Here is a 21,030-nt window from a genome sequence, read left to right as displayed (position 1 = left end):
TCTTATATCACGCCTGACCATTCGCGGAAGTCCTGGGCGCACGAGATCGTTTCTCTTACGCTGCTGCGTGTATTTCGCTTCTGTTTCGAGCGGTCTGACCTGCCAGACGCCAGTTTTCACCGGAGGAAAAAAGGGAGCGCAAGAGACGGTTGTTCAATCCATGGCCCGATTTATGGCCCATGAAACCAGCCTTGAGCGTATGCCCGGCCAGATAGAGATCGCCCACGGCATCCATGAGCTTGTGACGCACGAATTCCTTGGGATGACGCAGCCCGCAAGGATTGAGCACCGTATCGCCTTCCACAACGATGGCATTATGCAGAGAGCCGCCACGGGCGAGACCCATCTTCTGAAGGGTCTCGATTTCCTTACGCTCAACAAACGTACGGCAATACCCCACTTCCTGGCGGAAGCGGTCGAGGGTGAAGGGCATGGCATGGCGCTGATGGCCGATCGCGCCGGCCGTGAAATCGATCGACATGGCGAGGACGAAGCCAGCCCGTGCGGGGCGAAGCTCGGCAAAGGCTCCGTTATCGTCTTCCACACGAACGGTACGGAGAACCTCGATCACGACGCGTGCAACATCCTGCTCGGTCTTGCCCGCGCACTGGATCAGGAAATCGAATTCGGCAGCTGAACCATCAAGTACCGGTGTTTCCGGGCCATCGATATCGATCAGGGCATTGTCGATACCGTTGGCGTGCAGGGCGGCCATCAGATGTTCGATTGTTGCAACGCGGATATCTGGCGCATCGGCACGGGCGATCACCGTGCTGAGCCGTGTGCACACCACATTGTCGTAGCGCGCTGGGATCGGCAGGGCATCGGGAAGATCGCTTCTGCGGAAAACGATACCGTGGTTCACAGGGGCAGGGCGCAGGGTCATGCGCACCTGATGGCCACTATGGAGCCCAATACCGACGCAGGTGATGGGCTGCTTGAGCGTGCATTGGAGCACGGTCTGCGCGTTGGTGCTGAAGGGGCTCAAAAAATCGGCTGAATTCTTGAAAACTGAGGGAGGCACGATCGATGCTTTGAACGGTGTTTCGGCCGTGATCTGCATGATGCAATGCTCTCCCAAATTACCGAAACGTTATGTTTCGGTCCTGAAGAAAGCTCTACCCGTTAAAGGGGCAGGCAGACCAGTCAATGTTTGTTGCCATTCATTACGGCCTAAGGCTCTGAAACTGCACGTAAAAATCAGTTTCAGAGCGTGGCTTTGTGTCAGATATCAGCGACCCTGATCGCGACGGAGAAAAGCAGGAATGTCGAGACCGTTTTCTTCGCTGTTGTCGTGGCTCGAAACAGGACGTGAAGGCTCGGCGCGTTCGACCACGGTGGGTTCATTACGCGGTGCCTCGTTATGCTCGGTATAGCTCGACTGGGCCGGACGCCCGCGAAGTGCCCCCGTCACGATGCCAAACAGGCTGCGTGGCTGAGACTGGGGTTCGGGCGCGGGACGCTGTCCCTGATCAGAAAACAGGCCTGATCGCGGGGAAGGCGCAGGCTGCGGCGTCGCCTTTGCTGCCTGGGGCGGCACTGAATGGGGTGACGGGGCCGCGCTGGCGGGGGCCTGCGTTTCAAGACCATAATGCGGTTGCTGGCGCGCATAAGTCGAGGCCGGCTGGAAGGGCTGCTGGTTGGCGTTGGTCGTGACTTCCGCACCGTCCGGGACGACAGGCGCTTCCTGCACGGACTCGACCGGCGGCTGGATCTCTTCAGGCTCAGGGGCACGGCTGCCATCAATACCTGTCGCGACCACCGACACGCGGATACGTCCGTTAAGTGACGAATCGATGGCCGAACCCCAGATGATCGTGGCGTCATCGGCCACTTCCTGTCGGATACGCTCTGCGGCCTGGTCGACTTCATAGAGGGTGAGGTCGTCACCACCGGTGATGTTGATCAGCAGGCCGCGTGCGCCGGACATGGACGAATCGTCGAGAAGCGGGTTCGAAATGGCACGATTGGCGGCTTCGAGTGCGCGATCTTCACCCTCGGCTTCACCTGTCCCCATCATGGCCTTGCCCATTTCCGCCATGACGGTGCGGATATCGGCAAAGTCGAGATTGATCAGTCCGGGTGCCAGCATGAGATCGGTCACGCCGCGCACGCCCATATAGAGCACCTCGTCAGCCATCTTGAAGGCTTCACGCAGGGTGGTGTGCATGGTTGCCATGCGGAACAGGTTCTGGTTCGGAATGACGATCAGGGTATCGACATATTGCTGAAGCTCGGCAATGCCTGCCTCGGCCACTTTCTTGCGTCGTGCACCCTCGAAGCCGAAAGGTGTGCTGACCACGCCAACTGTGAGAATTTTGCGATCGCGCGCCATCTTGGCGATGACAGGCGCCGCGCCTGTTCCAGTGCCGCCACCCATGCCGGCTGTAACGAAAACCATGTGTGCGCCATCGATATGGCGGCTGATTTCTTCTGCAGCTTCCTCGGCAGCGGCCTTGCCGATTTCCGGCTTGGCGCCTGCACCGAGGCCCTGTGTAAGATGAGGGCCAAGCTGCACACGGCGTTCTGCCCGTGAACCTGCCAAAGCCTGCGCATCCGTATTGGCCACAACGAATTCGACGCCCTGCAACTGCATCTCGATCATGTTGTTGACGGCATTCATGCCACCGCCACCAACGCCGATAACGGTGATGCGCGGAGAGAAATCAGAGTAGTTGTATTGCGGGGCAGTGAGATTGAGCGTCATGGCGTAATCCGGATAGGGCTGGTATCAGTCCCGAATTCAGGGAGAATGACTGAAAAGTATAACCTTAATAGGTTAGTTTTTAGTCACGTGCGACCCCTAATGAAATGAACCAGGCGCTTTAACATGCCCCCCGGTCTTTGTTCGGGCGTGTCGGCATCATGAAAACTGCGGTCCGCTCCCGCGACCCAGGCCAGCAGGCCGGATGCCGTGGAGAATCCCGCGGAGTTCGCGCCGATTTCGGGCAATCCCACAATGCCCAGCGGGCGGCCAAGACGAACCGGGCGGTCCAAAATGCGTGCGGCCATCGGCCCGACGCCATCCAGCAAGGAGGCGCCTCCGGTCAGGACGACGCGCTCGCGGCCGGTCCGGCTGAAGCCGGCATCGTCCAGACGATCGCGCACGAGCTCGAGTGTTTCCTCGATGCGCGGCCTGATGGCCGAAACCAGTCTCGCGCGTGAGACGGTTGTCAGGGTGCCGGGTGCCTCGCCGATTTTCTGGAGCGTGATGAGCTCGCTGCTATCCTCGGCGGAGAGTTCGGCTGCCCCGTATTTGGTCTTGAGGCGCTCGGCCTCGTCCAGCGAGGTCGAGAGCATGCCCGCAAGGTCACGGGTGACATGCAATCCGCCCACGGGCAGGAAGGCCGTATGGCGCAGCATGCCGTCACCGAACACGGCAATGGAGGTGGTGCCACCGCCCATGTCGATGACCGTGGCGCCGAGTTCACGCTCGTCTGCATCCAGTACCGAAAGGCCGGAAGCGAGAGAGGCAGAAACAAGCCCTGTCATCTTGAGTTCGGAGCGCATGAGGACCGAATCCAGCGTGCGGACTGCTGTCGTTGCTGCATCGACAACATGAAGCCGTGCCGTAAGCTGTTCACAGACCTGGCCTCGGGGATCGACAATGCCATAGGTGTCATCCACCGCATAACCGATGGGCAGGGTGTGGATGACGGTGCGGCCCTCGGTGAAGGCGCGGGCCTGGCCCTCGGCTACCACACGGGCCATATCGCTCTCGCTGACCCCATGACCGCCGATGGGCATACGCGCATTGAACAGACGGCTCTCGGGGTGACCGCAGGAGAGGTTGACAGCGATATTGTCGAGGCGACGGTCGGCCGCATCTTCAGCCTGACCGACAGTGGCGCGTATGGCCTGCTCAGCCTCTTTCAGATCGACGATATTACCATTGCGTATCCCGCGCGAACGGCGCCAGCCATAGCCGAGCACGCGCAGCGTACCATCGGCCTCGCCGCGTCCGATGAGGCAGGTCATCTTGGTCGATCCAATGTCCAGCACACCGAAAACGCCCACGCGCCAGTGTCTGGGCATGGCAGGCTCATCTGCCGGGGGCAGGGCGAGAATATGATCTTCGGAGCGTTCGTGATGTCTCTGCCCTGTGCTGACCGGCAGGAGCGCGCGGCTGCGCACTGTCCGTCGGCGCTTCTTGCGCGGCGAGTCCGGGTCTGTGGCCACGAGGTCGTTCATTCTTCGGTCGAGGCTCCATCTGCGGAGGAGGGGGCTTGGCTGTCATGGCCGCGCTGAGTGGCAGCATGGCCCGGTTTGTGCGTTGATTGCGGCGGTTTTCCGGCAGTTCCCGGCCCTGATTTCTGCGTTGATCCGGCTTGTCCGCCGCTCCTCACGGTCGCGCCATTACCCGTGTTGGAGGCATCGGTGCCGGGTTGTTTAACCTGGTTGGTATCCGACGAATCCTGCGGGGCATTCGGATCGGCAACCGGCGCGGGGGGCTGGTGAATGACCATACGATCCGGTAGGCGCATATCGATCGACACGACCGGGCGCTCCAGCAGGCGGAACTGACCCTGATATTGCGCAAGACGCGCAAGCGCCGCCTGTTCCTGTCCCTCCGGCAGGAGGACGGTTGCGCCATCGCGCAGGGTCAGGTTCCAGCGACGCTGCCCGACGCGTACGGCTGCGACGACGAACTCCTTGACCGATGGATTGGCCGTCAGCGCGTCAACCAGCGTGGAGGCCGCAAGGTTTGCGCCCTCGCCAACAACCAGCGGCAGCTTGATGAAGGCCTGACCATTCTTGCCTTCAAGCCCCTGGTCCGGCACGCGCTCGCCAGCGCGGTTGATCAGGATGAACTGTCCATGGTCCTGCCAGACGGCCACCGGGCTGCGTTCGGTGATCTTGATGACAATTGTGTCGGGCATATGCCGTTCGACTGTCGCATGATCGATAAAGGGCAGGGTGTCGATACGATCACGCGCCGCCGAGACCGAGAATCCGAAAATCGGCTTGTCGACCGAGGTGCCGAGAGCCCGCATCAGATCGTCTTCCGGCGTGAGGTTGCGCCCCTCGACCCGGATCGTCTTGATCTGGAATGGCAGGTACTGAACGAGCTTTGCGCGATAGGGCGCAAAACGCGCCTCGGAGGCCGAAAGGCGCAGAAACGACGCTGCAATCCCTGCTACGGCCAGCAGAAAAAGGAAGGCCAGAAATACGCGCAGGCCCCGCTTGTGGCGGCGCATGAACAGTACGAGACGCGCTGGTCTGTCCTGCTGCACTGGTCCGCGATAAGGAGCTTCCGGCCGCCGATTTCTCATCTGGCCCGTTTGCCTCGCGTGGTGAGAGCATCACGCACGATCCAGTCGCAGAGTTCCGGGTAGGAAATGCCACAATAGGCGGCCTGTTCCGGCAGGAGAGAGGTCGCGGTCATGCCAGGTTGCGTATTGACTTCCAGAAGGATCAGACGGGACGTTTCCTCGTCATAACGGAAATCGGCTCGCGAGGCACCCGAGCAGCCCAGCGCACGATGGGCGTTCTCGGCCACGCGCAAGGCCTGGGTGAAAATGGCCTCGGGCACTTGCGCTGGCACGTGATGCACGGAACCACCGGGTGCGTATTTCGCGTCGAAATCGTAGAAATCGCCTGTGGGAGACGCCGCCACGATATCAGTCACGGTCAGGGCCTGGTCACCCAGCACGGCAACGGTGAGTTCGCGACCCGGGATATATTCCTCAACCAGCGCCTCGCGGCCAAAGGCCCAGTTCGAGGCAATGGTCTGACGGCGGTTGCTGCCGGTCCGGACAATCTCGACCCCGAATGATGACCCTTCGGCGATGGGCTTGACCACATAGGGCGTCGGTAGAGGGTCAGCTGCGGCAAGTTCGTCCATCGTCACGACGCGCCCTTCGGCCACGGGCAGACCGGCCGCAGCAAACACGCGACGCGAGGCCTCCTTGTCCATGGCGAGCGAGGAAGCCCGTATGGAGGAATGGGTGTAGGTCAGGCCCAGCCATTCCAGAACGCCCTGAATGGCACCATCTTCACCCAGCGGGCCATGCAGCGCATTGAACACGACATCCGGTGCCGCAGCGCGCAGGGCGCGGATCGTTTCGGCCAGATCGGGGCCGGCATCGACACTGACAACATCATGGCCGGCTTCAACGAGAGCCTGTGCAACGCCCGCGCCACTACGCAGGCTGACAGGCCGTTCGCTCGAAATGCCTCCCTGAAGGACGGCAATCTTCAGACTCATGGCTGTTCTCCCGATGACGGTTTTCCGAGGCGTTTGATTTCCCAATGCAGGGCGATACCGCTCTGGGCAAGGACGCGCGCACGGACTTCGTCACCCAGATCTTCCAGATCGCGGCTTGTGGCAGTGCCGAGATTGAGCAGGAAATTACAGTGTTTTTCGCTCACCTGCGCACCACCCCGGGTGAGGCCACGGCATCCGGCGTCGTCAATCAACTGCCAGGCCTTGTGGCCGTCAGGATTGCGGAAGGTCGAGCCGCCCGTGCGGGCCTTGACGGGTTGCGAGGCCTCGCGGGCGGCCTTGATGCCCGCGATATGGGTGCGGATCTGTTCGCGGTCGTCCGGTTGGGCTCGCAGCCGCACCCTTAACACGATGGCCCCATCAGGCAGACTGGCATGACGATAGCTGAAGGCCAGTTCGGCATTGCCCAGACGCGTGATCGTCCCGTCGGGCAGGAGGATTTCAGCCCAGTCGAGCACGGCATTGATGTCAGAGCCATAAGCGCCGGCATTCATGACCACCGCCCCGCCAATGGAGCCAGGAATTCCAGCCAGAAATTCTAGCCCGGTCAGACCCGCTGCGGCAGCCTGCTCGGCCACGATCATGTCCAGCGCTGCAGCACCGGCCACGAGACCATCGGGCTCGATGATGATATCGGCGAAACCACCCGCCATGCGCACCACAAGTCCTTCGATCCCACCATCGCGGATGATGACATTCGAACAGGCGCCAAGCACCGTGACCGGAACCCCTCCGGGGAGGGCCGCCAGAGTGTCGGCAAGGTCCTGCACATCCTTGGGCACGAAAAGGGCTTCGGCATTACCGCCCGTGCGAAACCAGGCGCGCGGGCTGAGCGGGGCGTCGAAATTCAACCGGCCACGCGGCGAAAGCTGATTCAGCTTCGTGCTCATGATGCCTTGCCATTGAGTGCGGCAAGCTGGCCCGGCAGTGCATGGGCCCAGTTGGTGATGGTGCCCGCGCCGAGGCACACAACGAAGTCACCCGGCTTGGCGATGGCGTTGATCATCTCGGCCAGATGTTCGGGGCCGGGCAACGGCACCACGGAGCGATGGCCGCTCGCACGCAGTCCCTCGATTAGTGTGTCGCGGCTGACGCCCTCGATCGGCGCTTCACCGGCAGCATAGACATCTGTCACGATAACCGTTCCAGCGTCGTTCATGCAGGTGCAGAAATCGCTGAACAGGGCTTGAAGGCGCGAGTAGCGATGCGGCTGCACCACGGCAATCACATCGCGTGCGCCAGCCTGACGCGCGGCGCGCAGCACGGCGGCAATCTCGACCGGGTGATGACCGTAGTCGTCAATAACCGTGATGCCATTGAAATCACCGCAACGCGTGAAACGACGCTTGACGCCGCGGAACCCGGCGAGCGCAAGGCGAATGGTCTCGTCACTGATATCCATCTCGCTGGCGACGGCGATGGCAGCGAGTGCGTTGAGCACGTTGTGCTGGCCCAGCATGGGCAGGCGGAACGGCCCGGCGCGACGCGTGGTTTTCCGCGTGCGGTTGGTGATCACCACCTCGAATGTGGCGCCCAGACGGTCGGTAATCAGCTTGTCAGCGCGGATATCGGCCTGCGGGCTGAAGCCATAGGTCACGATACGATGGTCTGACAGGCGCGGGATCATCTGCTGTACGGCAGGATGATCGATGCACAGCACGGCAAACCCATAGAACGGAATGTTGGACACGAACTGGTCATAGGCCGCCTGCATGGCTTCTGCCGTGCCCCAATGGTCCAGATGTTCGGGGTCCATATTGGTGACCACGGCAATGACCGCAGGCAGACGCAGGAAGGAGCCATCGCTCTCATCGGCCTCGACCACCATCCAGTCACCCGAACCCATGCGGGTGTTGGTGCCGTAAGCCTCGATGATGCCGCCATTAATCACGGTCGGGTCGAGTTTGGCCTGTTCGAGCACGCAGGCCACGAGGCTTGTGGTGGTTGTCTTGCCATGGGTGCCGCCAATCGCCACCGCCCAGCGCAGGCGCATGAGTTCGGCCAGCATTTCGGCACGACGCACGACGGGGATTAGCCTTGCGCGCGCCGCCAGAACCTCGGGATTGTCCTTCTTCACGGCCGTTGAGGTGACCACAACCTGAGCCGCGCCCAGATTACCCTCGTCATGGCCGATCGCGACGACAATACCGAGCTTGCGCAGGCGCAGCACATTGGCGTTTTCGCTGATATCCGACCCCTGAACCTTGTAGCCGAGCATATGCAGCACCTCGGCAATTCCTGACATGCCAATCCCGCCAATACCGACGAAATGGATGGTTCCGATGGAAAGGGGGAGTGCGCGCATGAACCAGGCTTTCAGAGTAACTGCGAAAAAACAGGAAGATCGGGTTAAGGACAGAAGAACGGAGGCGGGTTAGCGATGGATGTGAGCGAAGAGGCTACCCATCACGAAACAGGGGAGCGGTAGTCCGAAATGCGGGCTTCGACAAGGTCGGCCAGCAGTTTGGCGCTGTGGGGATGGGCAAAACCGCGTGCGGCCTTCGCCGCCATCGCCAGACGTTCGGGGTCATTCAGCAAGGTGCCAAGAAAGGCTGATATCGCCTCGGGGGTGAAGTCCTTCTGGCGAAACATCCAGGCACCGCCAGCATCGACGAGCTGTATGGCATTGGCGCCCTGTTCGTCTGACGCAGCAATGGGCAGGGGGACGAGAATGGACGGACGACCCGCAATGGTAAGCTCTGCCACAGAGGAGCCTCCGGCGCGCCCGATCACCAGATGCGCCTGCCGAAGCAATGTGGCGACATCACTGAAAAACGGCGCCAGTGTGCATTCTATTCCTGCGGCCTCGTAGGCGGCGCGTGTTTCGGCAATGTCCTTCGCATGCACCTGCTGCGTCACGCGCAGACGGGCACGGAACCCTGCGGGTAACTGGGCCAGAGCGGCGGGCATGGTGGTCGAGAACACCCTGGCGCCCAGGGACCCACCCCAGATCAGGAGATTGATTGCCTCTTCGGGCGGAGTATAGGGCTCATCGAGCAGCGCCTCGATGGCGGGCCGCACCGGCATGCCGGTCAGGGCCGTGCGCAGCCCAAGCGGCAGACGGGCGACGGTGGGGAAAGATGTCGCGATGGCGCTGGCGAAGCGGGCCAGCAGGGCATTGGCCTGCCCGAGCACGGCATTGCCTTCATGAAGGATCACGATCGGCTTGCGTCCGCCAGTCAGAAGACGACTGCCCAGAATGGGGGGCACCGACGGATAGCCGCCAAAGCCGATCACGGCGACGGGCGCGATCTGTTTATGCAGGCTGCGGGCCTCCCAGGCACCACGCAGAAGCGAAGTCACACCGCGGAGCTTGGCAGCAATATCCTTGCCAGCCACACCTGTGCCATCAAGCACATATTGCGGCCTGTCCTGAAAGATACCGCTCGTTCTCTTACCGGCTCGCTTGTCGGTCATCAGGACCAGATCATGCCCGCGTGCCGCAAGTTCGGTCGCGAGCGCCTCAGCGGGGAAGAAATGGCCGCCTGTGCCACCGGCAGCAATCACGATGGGGCTTTTCACGAATTGGATCCTTCACGAAGCGACGTCCAGTGCCCCTGACCGGCATAGTGCGAACTGATGGGGCTGGCCGAAACCTGATGGCGTGTCAGGGCCAGCACCATGCCAAGGGTGAGGGCGATGGAGATGGCCGAGGAGCCACCATAGGAAATGAGGGGCAGCGTCATGCCCTTGGTGGGGATCAGATGCAAGGTCGAGCCCATATTGATGAAGGCCTGCAGCCCGAAGCCGGCAACCAGCCCCGACGCGGCCGTGATCACGAACGGGTCGCTCTCGCGCATGAGCTTGAGCAGCGTGCGCACCACAATGACTGTGAAGATCAGGATGATGAAGAGGCAGATGAACAGCCCGTACTCCTCGCCAGCCACAGCAAAGACGAAATCGGCATGGGCGTCTGGCAGCAGATCCTTCACCCGGCCTTCACCGGGGCCACGCCCCATCATGCCGCCATTGCCAAAGGCACGCAGCGCGGTGTCGATCTGATAATGGTCGCCCACATTGGGGTGCAGGAAGCGCTCCACGCGCGAGCGCACATGTGGAAACGCGACATAGGCGCCCGCAAACGCCGCGATCATGGCTCCTACGCCAGCACCAACAAAAATGATGGGCAGGCCATTCACGAAAAGCTGGATGAAAAAGACCATCGTGATGACCGACAACATGCCGATATCAGGCTGTGACTTGAGCAGCAGCAGGATAAGCCCGAAACAACCGAAGGCGATGAGCATGCCAGGGAAACGCACCGAGCCGAAAATGACCCGCCGCCTTTGCTCGGCAAGCAGCCATCCCGTCACCACTGCAAAGAACGGCTTGAGGAACTCGGAGGGCTGGACCGACATCATGGGCAGCGCAATCCAGCGCCGCGCCCCTTTGATCTCGACGCCATGAACGAGCGTCATGAAAGTAGCCGCCAACGCAATGACACCGCCGATGAGCGCGAGGCGTTTGACCGCTTCACGCGACAGGCCGGAGACAAGCAGCACGACCCCACCCGCCAGAAGCAAAAAGATCACCTGTTTGAGGATGAACATCTCGCGTGAGGCGCCAATGCGCACGGCGACGGCAGGACTGGCGGCCAGCATCAGGACATAGCCAAAAGCAATCAGCACCCCGACGCAGCACAAGGTGATGCGATCCACATTGCGCCACCAGCGCCCTATGCGGGACGTATCGACACGTGAAAGCCCTGCCATGTTTCCCTAACCCCTCGGCCCTTCGGATCAGGGCGTTTCTGAATCGCTGAGACGAGTCAGGATATCGATAAAAGACGCGCCGCGCGCTTCAAAACTCGCAAACTGGTCAAAGCTTGCACAGGCAGGCGACAACAGAACAACCGGGGCATCGAGCGCGCGAGCAGTCTTCAGCGCCGCCGATGTCGCAACATCGAGAGTCTGGCTGATTTCAGTGGCAACCCCGTGGGCCAGCAGAGTGGCCTGCAGGATGGGCGCGTCGCGGCCGATCAGAAAAGCCTTGGCAATTCGATCGAATAATGGCGCCAGTGCCTCGATCCCACCCGATTTGGCCGTACCCCCCGCAATCCAGATGACCTTGTCATAGCAGAGCAGCGCCTTTTCGGCGGCTTCGGCGTTGGTCGCCTTGCTGTCATTGATGAAACGGATACCATCAACGACGCCCGCCAACGCCTGACGATGCGGCAGGCCCGGATAGGTGGTCAGGCCGGTTTCGATGGCGCGGTCGTCCAGCCCCAGATGCTTTGCCATCGCCCGTGCCACGAGAGCATTCTGCAGATTATGCGCGCCGGGCAGGGCGGGCGCTGCTTCAAGGGCTTTCGCAACCGGCGCGATAAGCGTTTCATCATGAACCGAGATCGTGACGACGTTCAGACCCTCGGCAATCAGCGTTGATGCCTCGGCGCGTGTGTAGGTGTCATCCATGCCCACCACAGCGAGATCACCCGGGGTCATGTTATCGAAAACGTGGCGTTTGGCTGCGGCATAGCCCGCCATATCCCCGTGACGGTCCAGATGATCCGGCGTCAGATTGAGCAGGCAGGCTGTCGCAGCATGATACTGGTCCAGACGCTCCAGCATATAGGACGACATCTCGATGACATACACGCCGTCATCCGGCAGGAGCGGCAGGGCAAGCGAGGCCGTACCGAGATTGCCCCCGGCCAGAACGGGCACTCCGGCTCTATCAAGCATGTGGGCGAGCAGGGCAGTCGTCGTGGATTTGCCGTTCGTCCCGGTGATCGAGGCGAAACGGGCCTTCGAGCCCGCCTTGCGCACCGCACGATATAGGATTTCGGCATCGGACAGAACGGGGACGCCAGCGTCACGTGCCTTGACGGCGACGGGGTGAGGGCTCGGAAGCCTGTGAGGAATGCCCGGTGAGAGGATCAGCGCCTCGAACCCCGTCAGGTCCTCCAGAGGGGCTGCGGTAAAGCGGCTATTTTCGCCCTGCGCCCCATAAGCATCAGGGGCCGGGGGTGATTTGTCATCCCAGGCCTGAACTTCTGCCCCCATGCCAAGCAGGGCCTTGACGACAGCATGGCCATTGCGGCCAAGGCCGACCACAGCAAAGCGCGACCCGGCAAACAGATCGGAGGGGAAGGGGCGACCCGTCATCTCAGCGCAGCTTCAGCGTGGCAAGGCCAGCCAGGCCGAGCAGGATGGACACGATCCAGAACCGGATGACAATCTTGGGCTCCTGCCACCCCTTCTTTTCGAAGTGATGATGCAGCGGGGCCATCAGAAAGACGCGCTTTTTTGTGCGCTTGTACCAGAACACCTGAATGACCACGGAGAGCGTCTCGACCACGAAAAGCCCGCCCACGATGCAAAGCACCAGCTCATGCTTGACCGCTACCGCGACAGCGCCCAGAGCGCCACCCAGCGAGAGTGAGCCCGTATCGCCCATGAACACATCGGCCGGGGTCGCATTGAACCAGAGAAAGCCGAGCCCTGCGCCGATAAGCGCCGCGCAGAAAACCGCAAGCTCGCCGGTGCCGGGGACAAGGTGGAGCTGCAGATAATCGGCGAAAACGCGATTGCCGACCAGATAGGCGATCAGCGCGAACACCAGCGAAGCGATCACGACAGGCACGATGGCGAGCCCGTCGAGGCCGTCGGTAAAGTTCACCGCATTGCCGAACCCGGTCATGGTGAGCATGGCAAAAAGCGGAAAGGCAAAGCCGAGCGGCAGCAGGAAGTCTTTCACGAACGGAAAGGCCACCATATTGCGCAGTTCGGGCGGCATCAGGCTTTCCATCCAGTAGCCGGCAATCAGCGAGGCAGCGAATTCGCTCCCCAATCGGGCTCGCTTGGATACGCCTGCCGTGTTGCGACGCGACAGCTTGAGATAGTCATCCGCAAACCCTACCGCACCGAAAGCGGCTGTCACGAACATGACGGCCCAGACGAAGCCGTTCGTGAGATCGGCCCAGAGCAAGGTGGAAGCAAAAAGCGCGATCAGGATGAGCATGCCGCCCATTGTGGGGGTGCCGGCTTTTTCGAGGATATGGCGTTCCGGGCCGAGTGTGCGAATGGGCTGCCCCTCGCGCTGGATACGCTTGAGCTGCGCAATAAAGGGACGCCCGAAAACCAGCGAAATGACGAAAGCCGTCAGGCATGCGCCGCCTGAGCGGAATGTCAGGTAATGGAACAGATTGAAGAAGCCGCCATGAGTCGTGTCGTGGATGGCGATAAGATTATACAGCATCAGGCCTGCACGCCCCCTGCAAGAAGAGGGGTGACAATATCGCGCATGCGACTGCCAAGACTGCCTTTTACGAGAACCACGTCACCGGCTTTCAGATTGGATTGGACGAAGGGGGCGAGAGATGCCGCGTCTGATTGCCAGACGCCACGCTTTTCTTCGGGAAGAGCGTCAAAAACATGGCGCATATGCGGGCAGCAGCAAAAAACCAGATCGGCGTTCGCTGTGACATCCGGCACGAGTGAGAGATGCTCTGACTCGGCAAAGTCACCCAGTTCGCGGATATCACCCAGAACGGCGATTTTTCGCTGGCCCGGCACGAGAGAGAGCGTCTCCAGCGCTGCACGGATGGAAAGGACCGAGGCGTTGTAGCTCTCATCCAGCAGGGCAGCCTGACCGGCCAAGATAGGCTGAACCTGGCCACGCCCCGCGCCGGGGCGCCACGCGGCCAGAGCCGCTATGGGGTGGGCAAGAGGCAGGCCGAGCGCCTGAAGGGCCGCAAGGGCCATGCCTGCGTTGCGAACGAGATGGGCTCCCGGTGCAGCAAGCGCCACCGCATAACTCATTCCGTCACGACAACCGAGCGTGAATTGTGAGCCTTCTGGCGCGGTCTGCACCCCGGTCAGACAATAATCGGCGTTCTCGCCCAGACCGACACGGGCCAGGCGGCACCCGGCCTGTGCGGCAGCATCCTCGAAAACGGCGTCCAGGCCTGTATCGTCTGGAACCAGCGCCACTCCAGCGTTACTGAGGGCGCGGATCAGGTCGGATTTTTCCTCTGCAATGGCCTCGACACTCCCTATATAACCCAGATGCGAGCTGCCTATGGTGGTGATGACGGCTGCATGGGGGCGCACCATACCGGCCAGCGGAGCGATCTCGCCACGATGGTTCATGCCAATTTCTGCCACGCAGAATGCAGCTTCGCGCGGCATGCGGGCGAGCGTCAGGGGGACACCCCAGTGATTATTGTAGGAGGCGACTGCCGCATGGGTCGGCCCGAGCGCCGAGAGGGCGCAATGCAGCATGTTCTTGGTCGTGGTCTTGCCGACCGATCCCGTCACACCGATCATCACACCGGTGAAACGCGCCCGTGCGGCCTGTGCCAAGGCGCGTAGCCCCTGCATGGTGTCCTGCACATGCAGCAATCGCGGGTCGTCGCTGCCTGACGCACTGTGAACCATAACGCAGGCCGCGCCTTTCTCCAGTGCCGTCGCGATATGGGCATGGCCGTCGCTGGTATCGCCCACGAGGGCGATGAACAGGTCTCCCGGTTCCAGCGTGCGGGTATCAATGGAGATACCGGTCACGGCAACATCGGCAATCAGCTGCCCTGACGTGGCCTCACGAAGCTCGGCGCTGGTCCAGATCGGTGTCATGCCGGCACCCCGGCCAGTTCGCGGATCACCGCACGGTCGTCAAACGGGGTCGTGACACCAGCCACGGTCTGTCCACTTTCATGGCCCTTGCCCGCCACGACCACCACATCACCCGGTCTGGCTTCGGACAGGGCAGCGGCAATGGCCGCGCGTCTGTCCCCGATTTCCAGGGCATCAGGGCAGGCGGCACGGATGGCGGCGCGGATTGAGGCGGGATCCTCGCCGCGCGGGTTATCATCCGTCACAATCGCCAGATCGGCCAGTTTCGCAGCGATGCCTCCCATGAGGGGGCGCTTGCCCCGGTCACGGTCCCCACCGGCACCGAATACGACAATCAGGCGGTTCTGCGCATGAGGGCGCAGGCTGTGCAGCAGATGATCCAGCGCGTCGGGGGTGTGGGCGTAATCGACATAGACACCGGCACCATTATCCAGCGTCACGGCCAGTTCAGCACGACCGCGCACGCCTTGCAGATGGGGGATGAGGTCGAGAATACCCCGTGCCTGATCGTCCTGCGCCCAGATCATCGATGCCGCCAGAAGCACATTATCGACCTGAAAGCGGCCCGTCAGCCCGATAGTGAGGTCGGGCAGTTTCTCACCGAACAGGGCGAGGGAGACAATCTGACCATGCGGCAACGGGGTGGCATTCAGCAGACGGATCGTCTCGCCCTGTTCGCCCACACTGCGCGGCTTGAGGCGTCGTGCCTGCGCCAGATCGCGCAGGGCCATGACAGTTTGCGCATCCATATCCGCGTTGAAGGCGGCAATAGCCCCTTCGGGCAACAGATCGGCAAAAAGGCGCAACTTGGCGGTGCGATAGGCGTCCATCGTCCCGTGATAATCGAGATGGTCGCGCGTCAGATTGCAGAACCCGCCCGCGCCGAGACGCACGCCATCCAGACGATGCTGGTCGAGACCGTGAGACGAGGCCTCCAGCGCGACATGGTCGATCCCTGCGGTTTTGAGTTGAGCCAGTGTCTGGGCCATCGAGACGGCGTCTGGCGTCGTAAGTGGCGGCGGGGCCTCGACCGGGATGTCGCTGATCAGCCCAAGCGTGCCGATACTGGCAGCCGGTTCGCCGTTCATGGACCAGAGCTGGCGCAGGAAATCTGCCGTGCTGCTCTTGCCGTTTGTTCCCGTCACTGCAGCGATATAGGCTGGCTGGGGCCCAGCAAGGACGGCTGCCGTGAGCGCCAGCGCATGGCGAGGCGAGGGCGATGAGACGCAGGGCACGGAAAAAGCGGGGGTGACCGCGTCTGAGGCCAGCAGGGCCGAGGCACCTTGTGCGAGAGCCTGCGGAATGAACGTCGCGCCATCGACAGCAACGCCGGGCAGGGCGGCGAAGATCATACCCGGCCGCACCGCACGACTATCCGCTGTGATGCCATGAATTTCAGGGTCAACGACAAGAGGCGGGACCGTTAGTCCGGCCCGCTTCAGGATCTCGGAAAGACGCATGGGCTCAGCCTCGTTCGGGAATGTGGTGCGCGGCGCGATCGGCGGCTTTGGCAGCGAGCTTCGCCGCTTTCTCGGCAGCCTTGGCAGCTTTCTTCTCGGCTTCTTCCTTCTGCGCGGCAATACGCGGGTCGCCGGGATCATTACCCGGCCCGAGAGCGCGACGCCCGGCGGGAATACCAGGTTCAAGCGGTATGGCCATCTCGGCGTCGATACGGGCAGCGTTCCTGGTGTCCGGAAACAGGCCGAGCATCGGGCCGATACGCGCAATCAGCTTGCCGGTGGTTGGCGCCGCATTCCAGCCTGAGGTCACAAAGCCATGTGTCTTGGGCGTAGGATGCGGAGAGTCGAGCATGACGTACACGGCATAGCGCGGCGCGTTCATCGGGAAGATGGAGGTGAAGGCCGAGATATTGACGTGCTTGAGGTAACGACCATTGGGGCCGACCTTTTCTGCCGTGCCGGTCTTGCCGCCCACGAAGTAGCCAGGCACCTCGGCGCTACGTGCCGTACCCTGTGTCACGTCGAGACGCAGCATCTTGCGGATAAGTTTTGAATTCTCCTCTGACACGACGCGCTCACCCTGAGGGATGGGCGGCGGTGCAGGGGCATCGCTGCTGGCGTCAGCATCCGGTTTGAATGCGGCGGGGACGACAGGCGCATGAGAGGGTTGCGCGGTGGCAGGGGCCGTGTTCAGCGCGCCATCCTGCGATCCGGCGTTGCCTGTGGGCGGAGGTGAGGCATTTCCCGGTGTCTGGTCCGTCGCGGCGTTGGTGCCATCATCCTGCTCGCGGGCGAGGAGGGTTGGCTTGATCAGGATGCCGCCATTCACTGTCGCCGCCGTGCCGCGCACGATCGAGAGCGGTGGCTCGGCAACGCCATGACCGAACCCGACCGTCATGACGGTCGATATGCCCCAGTTCTTCGAAGACGGCACGATCGGGCGGCCTGCTTCAGGCAGTTCGATGGGCACACGGTTGAAGAACCCCATCGTCCGCAGCCAGTCCTGCTGCCTTTTCGCGCCCACATCGAGCGCGATATGCGCAGCCGCCGGGTTGGAGGATTTTGCCAGAACATCAGGCAGTGCCAGCCAGGGGGCGAAATGATCGGTCTTGATGTCAGAGATGGTGAACCGGCCGATATGGATGGGAATGGTCGAGAAGCGGTCCCAGATATGGGCAACACCGTATTCGATGGCCATGGCCGCTGTCTGCAGCTTGAAGGTCGAGCCAGGCTCATACATGCCTGTGACAGCGCGGTTGAAACGGGCATCGGCAGGCGCATGGCCGAATTCATTGGCATCATAGTCAGGCAGGCTGACCATGGAGATGATCTCGCCTGTATTCACATCCATGACGATGGCAGCCGCACCGATGGCCTGAAACTCATCCATTGCCGCCTGGGTCACTTCACGCGCCACGGCCTGGATACGCACATCAAGCGACAGGCGCAGTGGGGTACGATCTTTGTTGAGGCGCTCGTTGAAGTAGCGTTCGACGCCAGCCACACCATGATCGTCAATATCCACGCCGCCCAGAATCTGAGCGGCGGTGCGCCCTAGCGGATAATGACGCCGCTCACTGGCCTCGAAATAGATGCCGGGGATGCCAAGATTGTTGATCGCAATTTCCTGCACCGGCGAGATGTCACGCGCGATATAGACGAATTGCTTCTTCAGCGAGAGTCGACGTGTGGTTTCCGCCTCATCCAGTTGCGGAAGCACGCTCTTAAGCTTCTTTGCTGCGTCTGCCGCGTCGATCAGTTCCATGGGGTTCGCGTAGACCTGCGCTACAGGCAGGGACAGGGCAAGCGTCTGGCCATTGCGATCGACAATGCTGGCGCGGTGCACGTCGGGGAGCGAGAAGTCACCGGCAACCTGACCCTTGGGATCGCTTTTGGGGATTTCCGGAACCTGGGAGGCAATCTGGCGCTTCTCGGGCGCCATGGGCATGAACACGGTGGCAAGGCTGAGTTTGGCCGCGACAAGGCTGAAAAGCAGCATGAAGCCGAGCCCCACGCCGATCAGTCGCGTATGCATCTGGTCGAGCGAGGCCCGAACCCTCTTTGTGGTCTTTCCCTCGGCGCGAGACGATGCGCCGCTGCTATGGCCCGACCTGTTAGAGGGTGGGGGTGTCCTGCCAGCCATGCTCAGCCGCTTTCATATCCGCTCAGTTGGCGAGTGGGGTCGGGGGCGGCAAGGCATCACTATAGCCTGCCAGCGCCGATGAAGACCCGGAATCGCTCTGCACATGATGCGGCTTTGGAGACTGCATGGCAATGTCATGACTGTTGTGCGCGGTATGAGAAGCCGCCTCACGTGCGCTGTGCCATGACGTCGCGGGCGTCGCCTGCGGGCGATTGCCACGAAAGCTGGCCAGACGCACGGCAAGGTCGGACTCGCCGCCTGACTGGGTTGCAGTGTCACGGGCAGCGGCATCGCGTGGCGACGCATGGACTACGGCACCATAGCGTGATTTGTGACGGCCGCTCTGGCCGAGTTCGTCAGACACGACATGGGTACGCGGAGTTTCCTGCGCGAGTTCGATGGCCGGGCGCGAGGAAACGTTCTGGGTTCGAACTGCATGGGGCGCAGAAGGTGCCGGACGTGCTGCTGTAGCCACGCGCGGCGTCACCGATGCGACCATGACGCGTGGTGCCACCACCGGGGGTGCGACAGAGGGTGTTACAACCGGCGCGTGATGGTGAGCAGGCTCGGCACTCGCTATGAGAGCCGCAGTGTCTCGTGGGGCCTGTGCCTTGGGGCTGCTGACCTTGGGTGCCGACGCTGCGGGGGCAGGGGCGGGATCGGAGACACGAGCGACAGGCGCCGTCGGTGCCTGTGAGACCGCAATGCTCAGGCTTTCGCGCGGATCATGAAAGGCCGGACGGGTGGAAGGCGCAGGCAGCGTTTCGATCATGCTGGCAAGCCGCACATATTGCGTGGGTGCCATCGGATGAAGCTGACCCAGAAAGCGCGATGACAACGCGCTCAGGCGATCCGGCTGGTTCAGAAGGGCCCATTGCGTGCGCAGCATGGCGGTTTGCTGTCTCACGCGCTCGGTCTTCTGGACAACAGATGTGATGTTCTGGTCCAGGACCGTTGTTTCATGCTTCTTCGTATAGAGAAACATTCCCGAACCACCAGCAAGAAGCGCGCAAAGAATAGTAAACGGCCGGATCATGAAGAAGACCCCCTAACAGAGGCTGATGGTGCGGTACGAAGGAGGCTGCGCAGCTTGGCACTGCGCGAGCGGGGGTTGCGTCCGATTTCCTCGTCAGAGGCGAGAACGGGGCGGGTATGGGGCAGAACATAGTCGGGCGTGACGAAACGCTCGGCCATGGGCTCGTGGCGTGATGGGCGGCTTACCCGTCCGGCAGCCTGCGCGAAGGCACGCTTGACGAGACGATCTTCAAGGGAGTGGAAGGTCACCACGACCAGTTTTCCGCCTTCATCCAGAAGGGCGGGGGCCTCGTCCAGCGCACGCTGTAGCTCGCCAAGCTCGTCATTGACGGCAATACGCAGCGCCTGGAAGCTGCGCGTGGCGGGATGGATGCCAGATTTGTCAGGGCGCACGACGCTACGCACGATATCCGCAAGGCGCGCCGTTGTGCGGATCGGCTCTTCCTGGCGCGCACGCACGATGGCCGAGGCGATACGGCGTGCCATGCGGTCTTCGCCATAGTGATAGATGATATCGGCCAGCTCGGCTTCATCCGCTTCATTGACCAGATCCGCAGCTGAGCGACCGGCACGGGACATGCGCATGTCAAGCGGACCGTCATGGCGGAAAGAAAAGCCGCGCTCGGCTTCGTCAAGCTGATACGATGAGACGCCAATATCAAGCACGATGCCATCGAACGGCGCATCATCATTCAGAAGCTCGGCCATGGCGCCGAATGTGCCCTCGACAGGCACAAGGGCTCGGCCCGGCGCATGAGCGTGCAGTTCTGCGGCGAGGTCGGCAGCACGGGCAATAGCCGTCGGGTCGCGATCAATTCCCCACACGGTGCAGGCCGCACGCGCGAGGATGCCGCGCGTATAACCCCCACCGCCAAATGTACCATCGACATAACGTCCGCCATCACGTGGCGCGAGCGCATCGAGTACCTCTGGCAGCATCACGGGCACATGACCGGGGTCGTGGCGGGTCAGCATGGCAAGCGGTGCAAGGGCGTTCATGACGCCACCTCGCCCTGCGTGACGGGGCGGCTGGTCATGCGTCGAGCGCGCGCACGCGCTTCCTCACGACGCCTGGCGCCGGCTTCGGGCTCCCAGATCTGGAACACGCGCCCCAGACCCATGAAGGAGATTTCGTCGACGAGATTGGCGTGACGCTTGAGGACGTCTGGCAGGATAATGCGACCTTCCTTGTCGGCGTCGATCGGGTAGGCGTCGGCGTAGAGACTGGCGGCCAGGTCATCATGATCGTCAGAGAAGATATCGAGCGATTCCACCGGACCTGCCAGCGTGGCGAACGCAGCGCTGGGCCACGCCTCGATGCAGGGGTGAAGATGGGACGGGCGGAGTATCACAAGGCTTTCATCGGGTTGCGCCTGAGCCCTGAGGGCCGCACGAAAGGAAGCCGGAATGGACACGCGGCCCTTGGCGTCGAAGCGGTTCTGATGCGTGCCGAGGAACACACTCACGCCGTTCGATGCCTCCCCTTCGTCCTGGAGTGATTGCCGCAGATGTTTCGGACCCGACACGGGACAGGACTTCGAGCGTCATGTCGAAAAAACCGCTTGGATAAGTTTGGGATATCATGGGAAT

General features: G+C 61.9%; 17 protein-coding genes. All 17 read right to left on the bottom strand.

All coding sequences use genetic code 11. The features are described from left to right. Positions 1-55: 55 nt before the first annotated feature. A complete protein-coding gene (gene lpxC / locus P792_RS22835) occupies positions 56-1,063 on the bottom strand; it encodes a UDP-3-O-acyl-N-acetylglucosamine deacetylase (protein ID WP_081866797.1) in 1,008 nt (335 codons plus the stop codon). 168 nt (positions 1,064-1,231) lie between these two features. Next, entirely contained in the window at positions 1,232-2,707 is a 1,476-nt protein-coding gene (ftsZ, locus tag P792_RS22830; protein ID WP_023977574.1) for a cell division protein FtsZ, read from the bottom strand. Between the two features lie 83 nt (positions 2,708-2,790). After that, positions 2,791-4,191, bottom strand: a complete 1,401-nt coding sequence (ftsA, locus tag P792_RS22825; protein WP_023977573.1) for a cell division protein FtsA — start codon at positions 4,189-4,191, stop codon at positions 2,791-2,793. After that, on the bottom strand, positions 4,188-5,234 hold the full coding sequence (locus P792_RS0117730; RefSeq protein ID WP_023977572.1) for a cell division protein FtsQ/DivIB: 1,047 nt from the start codon (positions 5,232-5,234) through the stop codon (positions 4,188-4,190). Before P792_RS0117730 ends, ftsA begins: the two co-directional genes overlap by 4 nt. A gap of 35 nt (positions 5,235-5,269) precedes the next feature. Next, on the bottom strand, positions 5,270-6,208 hold the full coding sequence (locus P792_RS22820) for a D-alanine--D-alanine ligase (protein ID WP_023977571.1): 939 nt from the start codon (positions 6,206-6,208) through the stop codon (positions 5,270-5,272). Beyond that, entirely contained in the window at positions 6,205-7,116 is a 912-nt protein-coding gene (gene murB, locus P792_RS22815; protein ID WP_023977570.1) for a UDP-N-acetylmuramate dehydrogenase, read from the bottom strand. Before murB ends, P792_RS22820 begins: the two co-directional genes overlap by 4 nt. Further along, positions 7,113-8,531 carry a UDP-N-acetylmuramate--L-alanine ligase gene (murC, locus tag P792_RS22810; protein ID WP_023977569.1) on the bottom strand — a complete coding sequence of 473 codons (1,419 nt, stop codon included), beginning with the start codon at positions 8,529-8,531 and terminating at the stop codon, positions 7,113-7,115. The genes murB and murC overlap by 4 nt, the downstream gene beginning before the upstream one ends. A 101-nt stretch (positions 8,532-8,632) precedes the next feature. After that, positions 8,633-9,748 carry an undecaprenyldiphospho-muramoylpentapeptide beta-N-acetylglucosaminyltransferase gene (gene murG, locus P792_RS22805; RefSeq protein WP_031239967.1) on the bottom strand — a complete coding sequence of 372 codons (1,116 nt, stop codon included), beginning with the start codon at positions 9,746-9,748 and terminating at the stop codon, positions 8,633-8,635. Next, positions 9,745-10,938: an FtsW/RodA/SpoVE family cell cycle protein gene (locus P792_RS22800; RefSeq protein WP_023977567.1), complete on the bottom strand. Its 1,194-nt coding sequence runs from the start codon at positions 10,936-10,938 to the stop codon at positions 9,745-9,747. The genes murG and P792_RS22800 overlap by 4 nt, the downstream gene beginning before the upstream one ends. A gap of 27 nt (positions 10,939-10,965) precedes the next feature. Continuing rightward, positions 10,966-12,333: a UDP-N-acetylmuramoyl-L-alanine--D-glutamate ligase gene (gene murD / locus P792_RS22795; protein WP_023977566.1), complete on the bottom strand. Its 1,368-nt coding sequence runs from the start codon at positions 12,331-12,333 to the stop codon at positions 10,966-10,968. A gap of 1 nt (position 12,334) precedes the next feature. Continuing rightward, positions 12,335-13,426 carry a phospho-N-acetylmuramoyl-pentapeptide-transferase gene (mraY, locus tag P792_RS22790; protein ID WP_023977565.1) on the bottom strand — a complete coding sequence of 364 codons (1,092 nt, stop codon included), beginning with the start codon at positions 13,424-13,426 and terminating at the stop codon, positions 12,335-12,337. Continuing rightward, a complete protein-coding gene (murF, locus tag P792_RS22785; RefSeq protein WP_023977564.1) occupies positions 13,426-14,802 on the bottom strand; it encodes a UDP-N-acetylmuramoyl-tripeptide--D-alanyl-D-alanine ligase in 1,377 nt (458 codons plus the stop codon). Before murF ends, mraY begins: the two co-directional genes overlap by 1 nt. After that, positions 14,799-16,262, bottom strand: coding sequence for a UDP-N-acetylmuramoyl-L-alanyl-D-glutamate--2,6-diaminopimelate ligase (locus P792_RS22780; RefSeq protein WP_023977563.1), 1,464 nt, complete (start codon positions 16,260-16,262; stop codon positions 14,799-14,801). Before P792_RS22780 ends, murF begins: the two co-directional genes overlap by 4 nt. A 4-nt stretch (positions 16,263-16,266) precedes the next feature. Beyond that, entirely contained in the window at positions 16,267-18,297 is a 2,031-nt protein-coding gene (locus P792_RS22775) for a penicillin-binding protein 2 (RefSeq protein ID WP_051395774.1), read from the bottom strand. Positions 18,298-18,427: 130 nt separating this feature from the next. Beyond that, on the bottom strand, positions 18,428-19,441 hold the full coding sequence (locus P792_RS22770; RefSeq protein WP_023977561.1) for a hypothetical protein: 1,014 nt from the start codon (positions 19,439-19,441) through the stop codon (positions 18,428-18,430). Beyond that, positions 19,438-20,439, bottom strand: a complete 1,002-nt coding sequence (gene rsmH, locus P792_RS22765; RefSeq protein WP_023977560.1) for a 16S rRNA (cytosine(1402)-N(4))-methyltransferase RsmH — start codon at positions 20,437-20,439, stop codon at positions 19,438-19,440. The genes P792_RS22770 and rsmH overlap by 4 nt, the downstream gene beginning before the upstream one ends. Beyond that, positions 20,436-20,906, bottom strand: coding sequence for a division/cell wall cluster transcriptional repressor MraZ (mraZ, locus tag P792_RS22760; RefSeq protein ID WP_023977559.1), 471 nt, complete (start codon positions 20,904-20,906; stop codon positions 20,436-20,438). The genes rsmH and mraZ overlap by 4 nt, the downstream gene beginning before the upstream one ends. Positions 20,907-21,030 lie beyond the last annotated feature (124 nt).

Origin of the sequence: Asaia sp. SF2.1 (assembly GCF_000505765.1) — a bacterium.
Classification (GTDB): Bacteria; Pseudomonadota; Alphaproteobacteria; order Acetobacterales; family Acetobacteraceae; genus Asaia; species Asaia bogorensis.
Note: the sequence above shows the minus strand (reverse complement) of the source record. Positions and strands in the feature narration are given on the sequence as shown.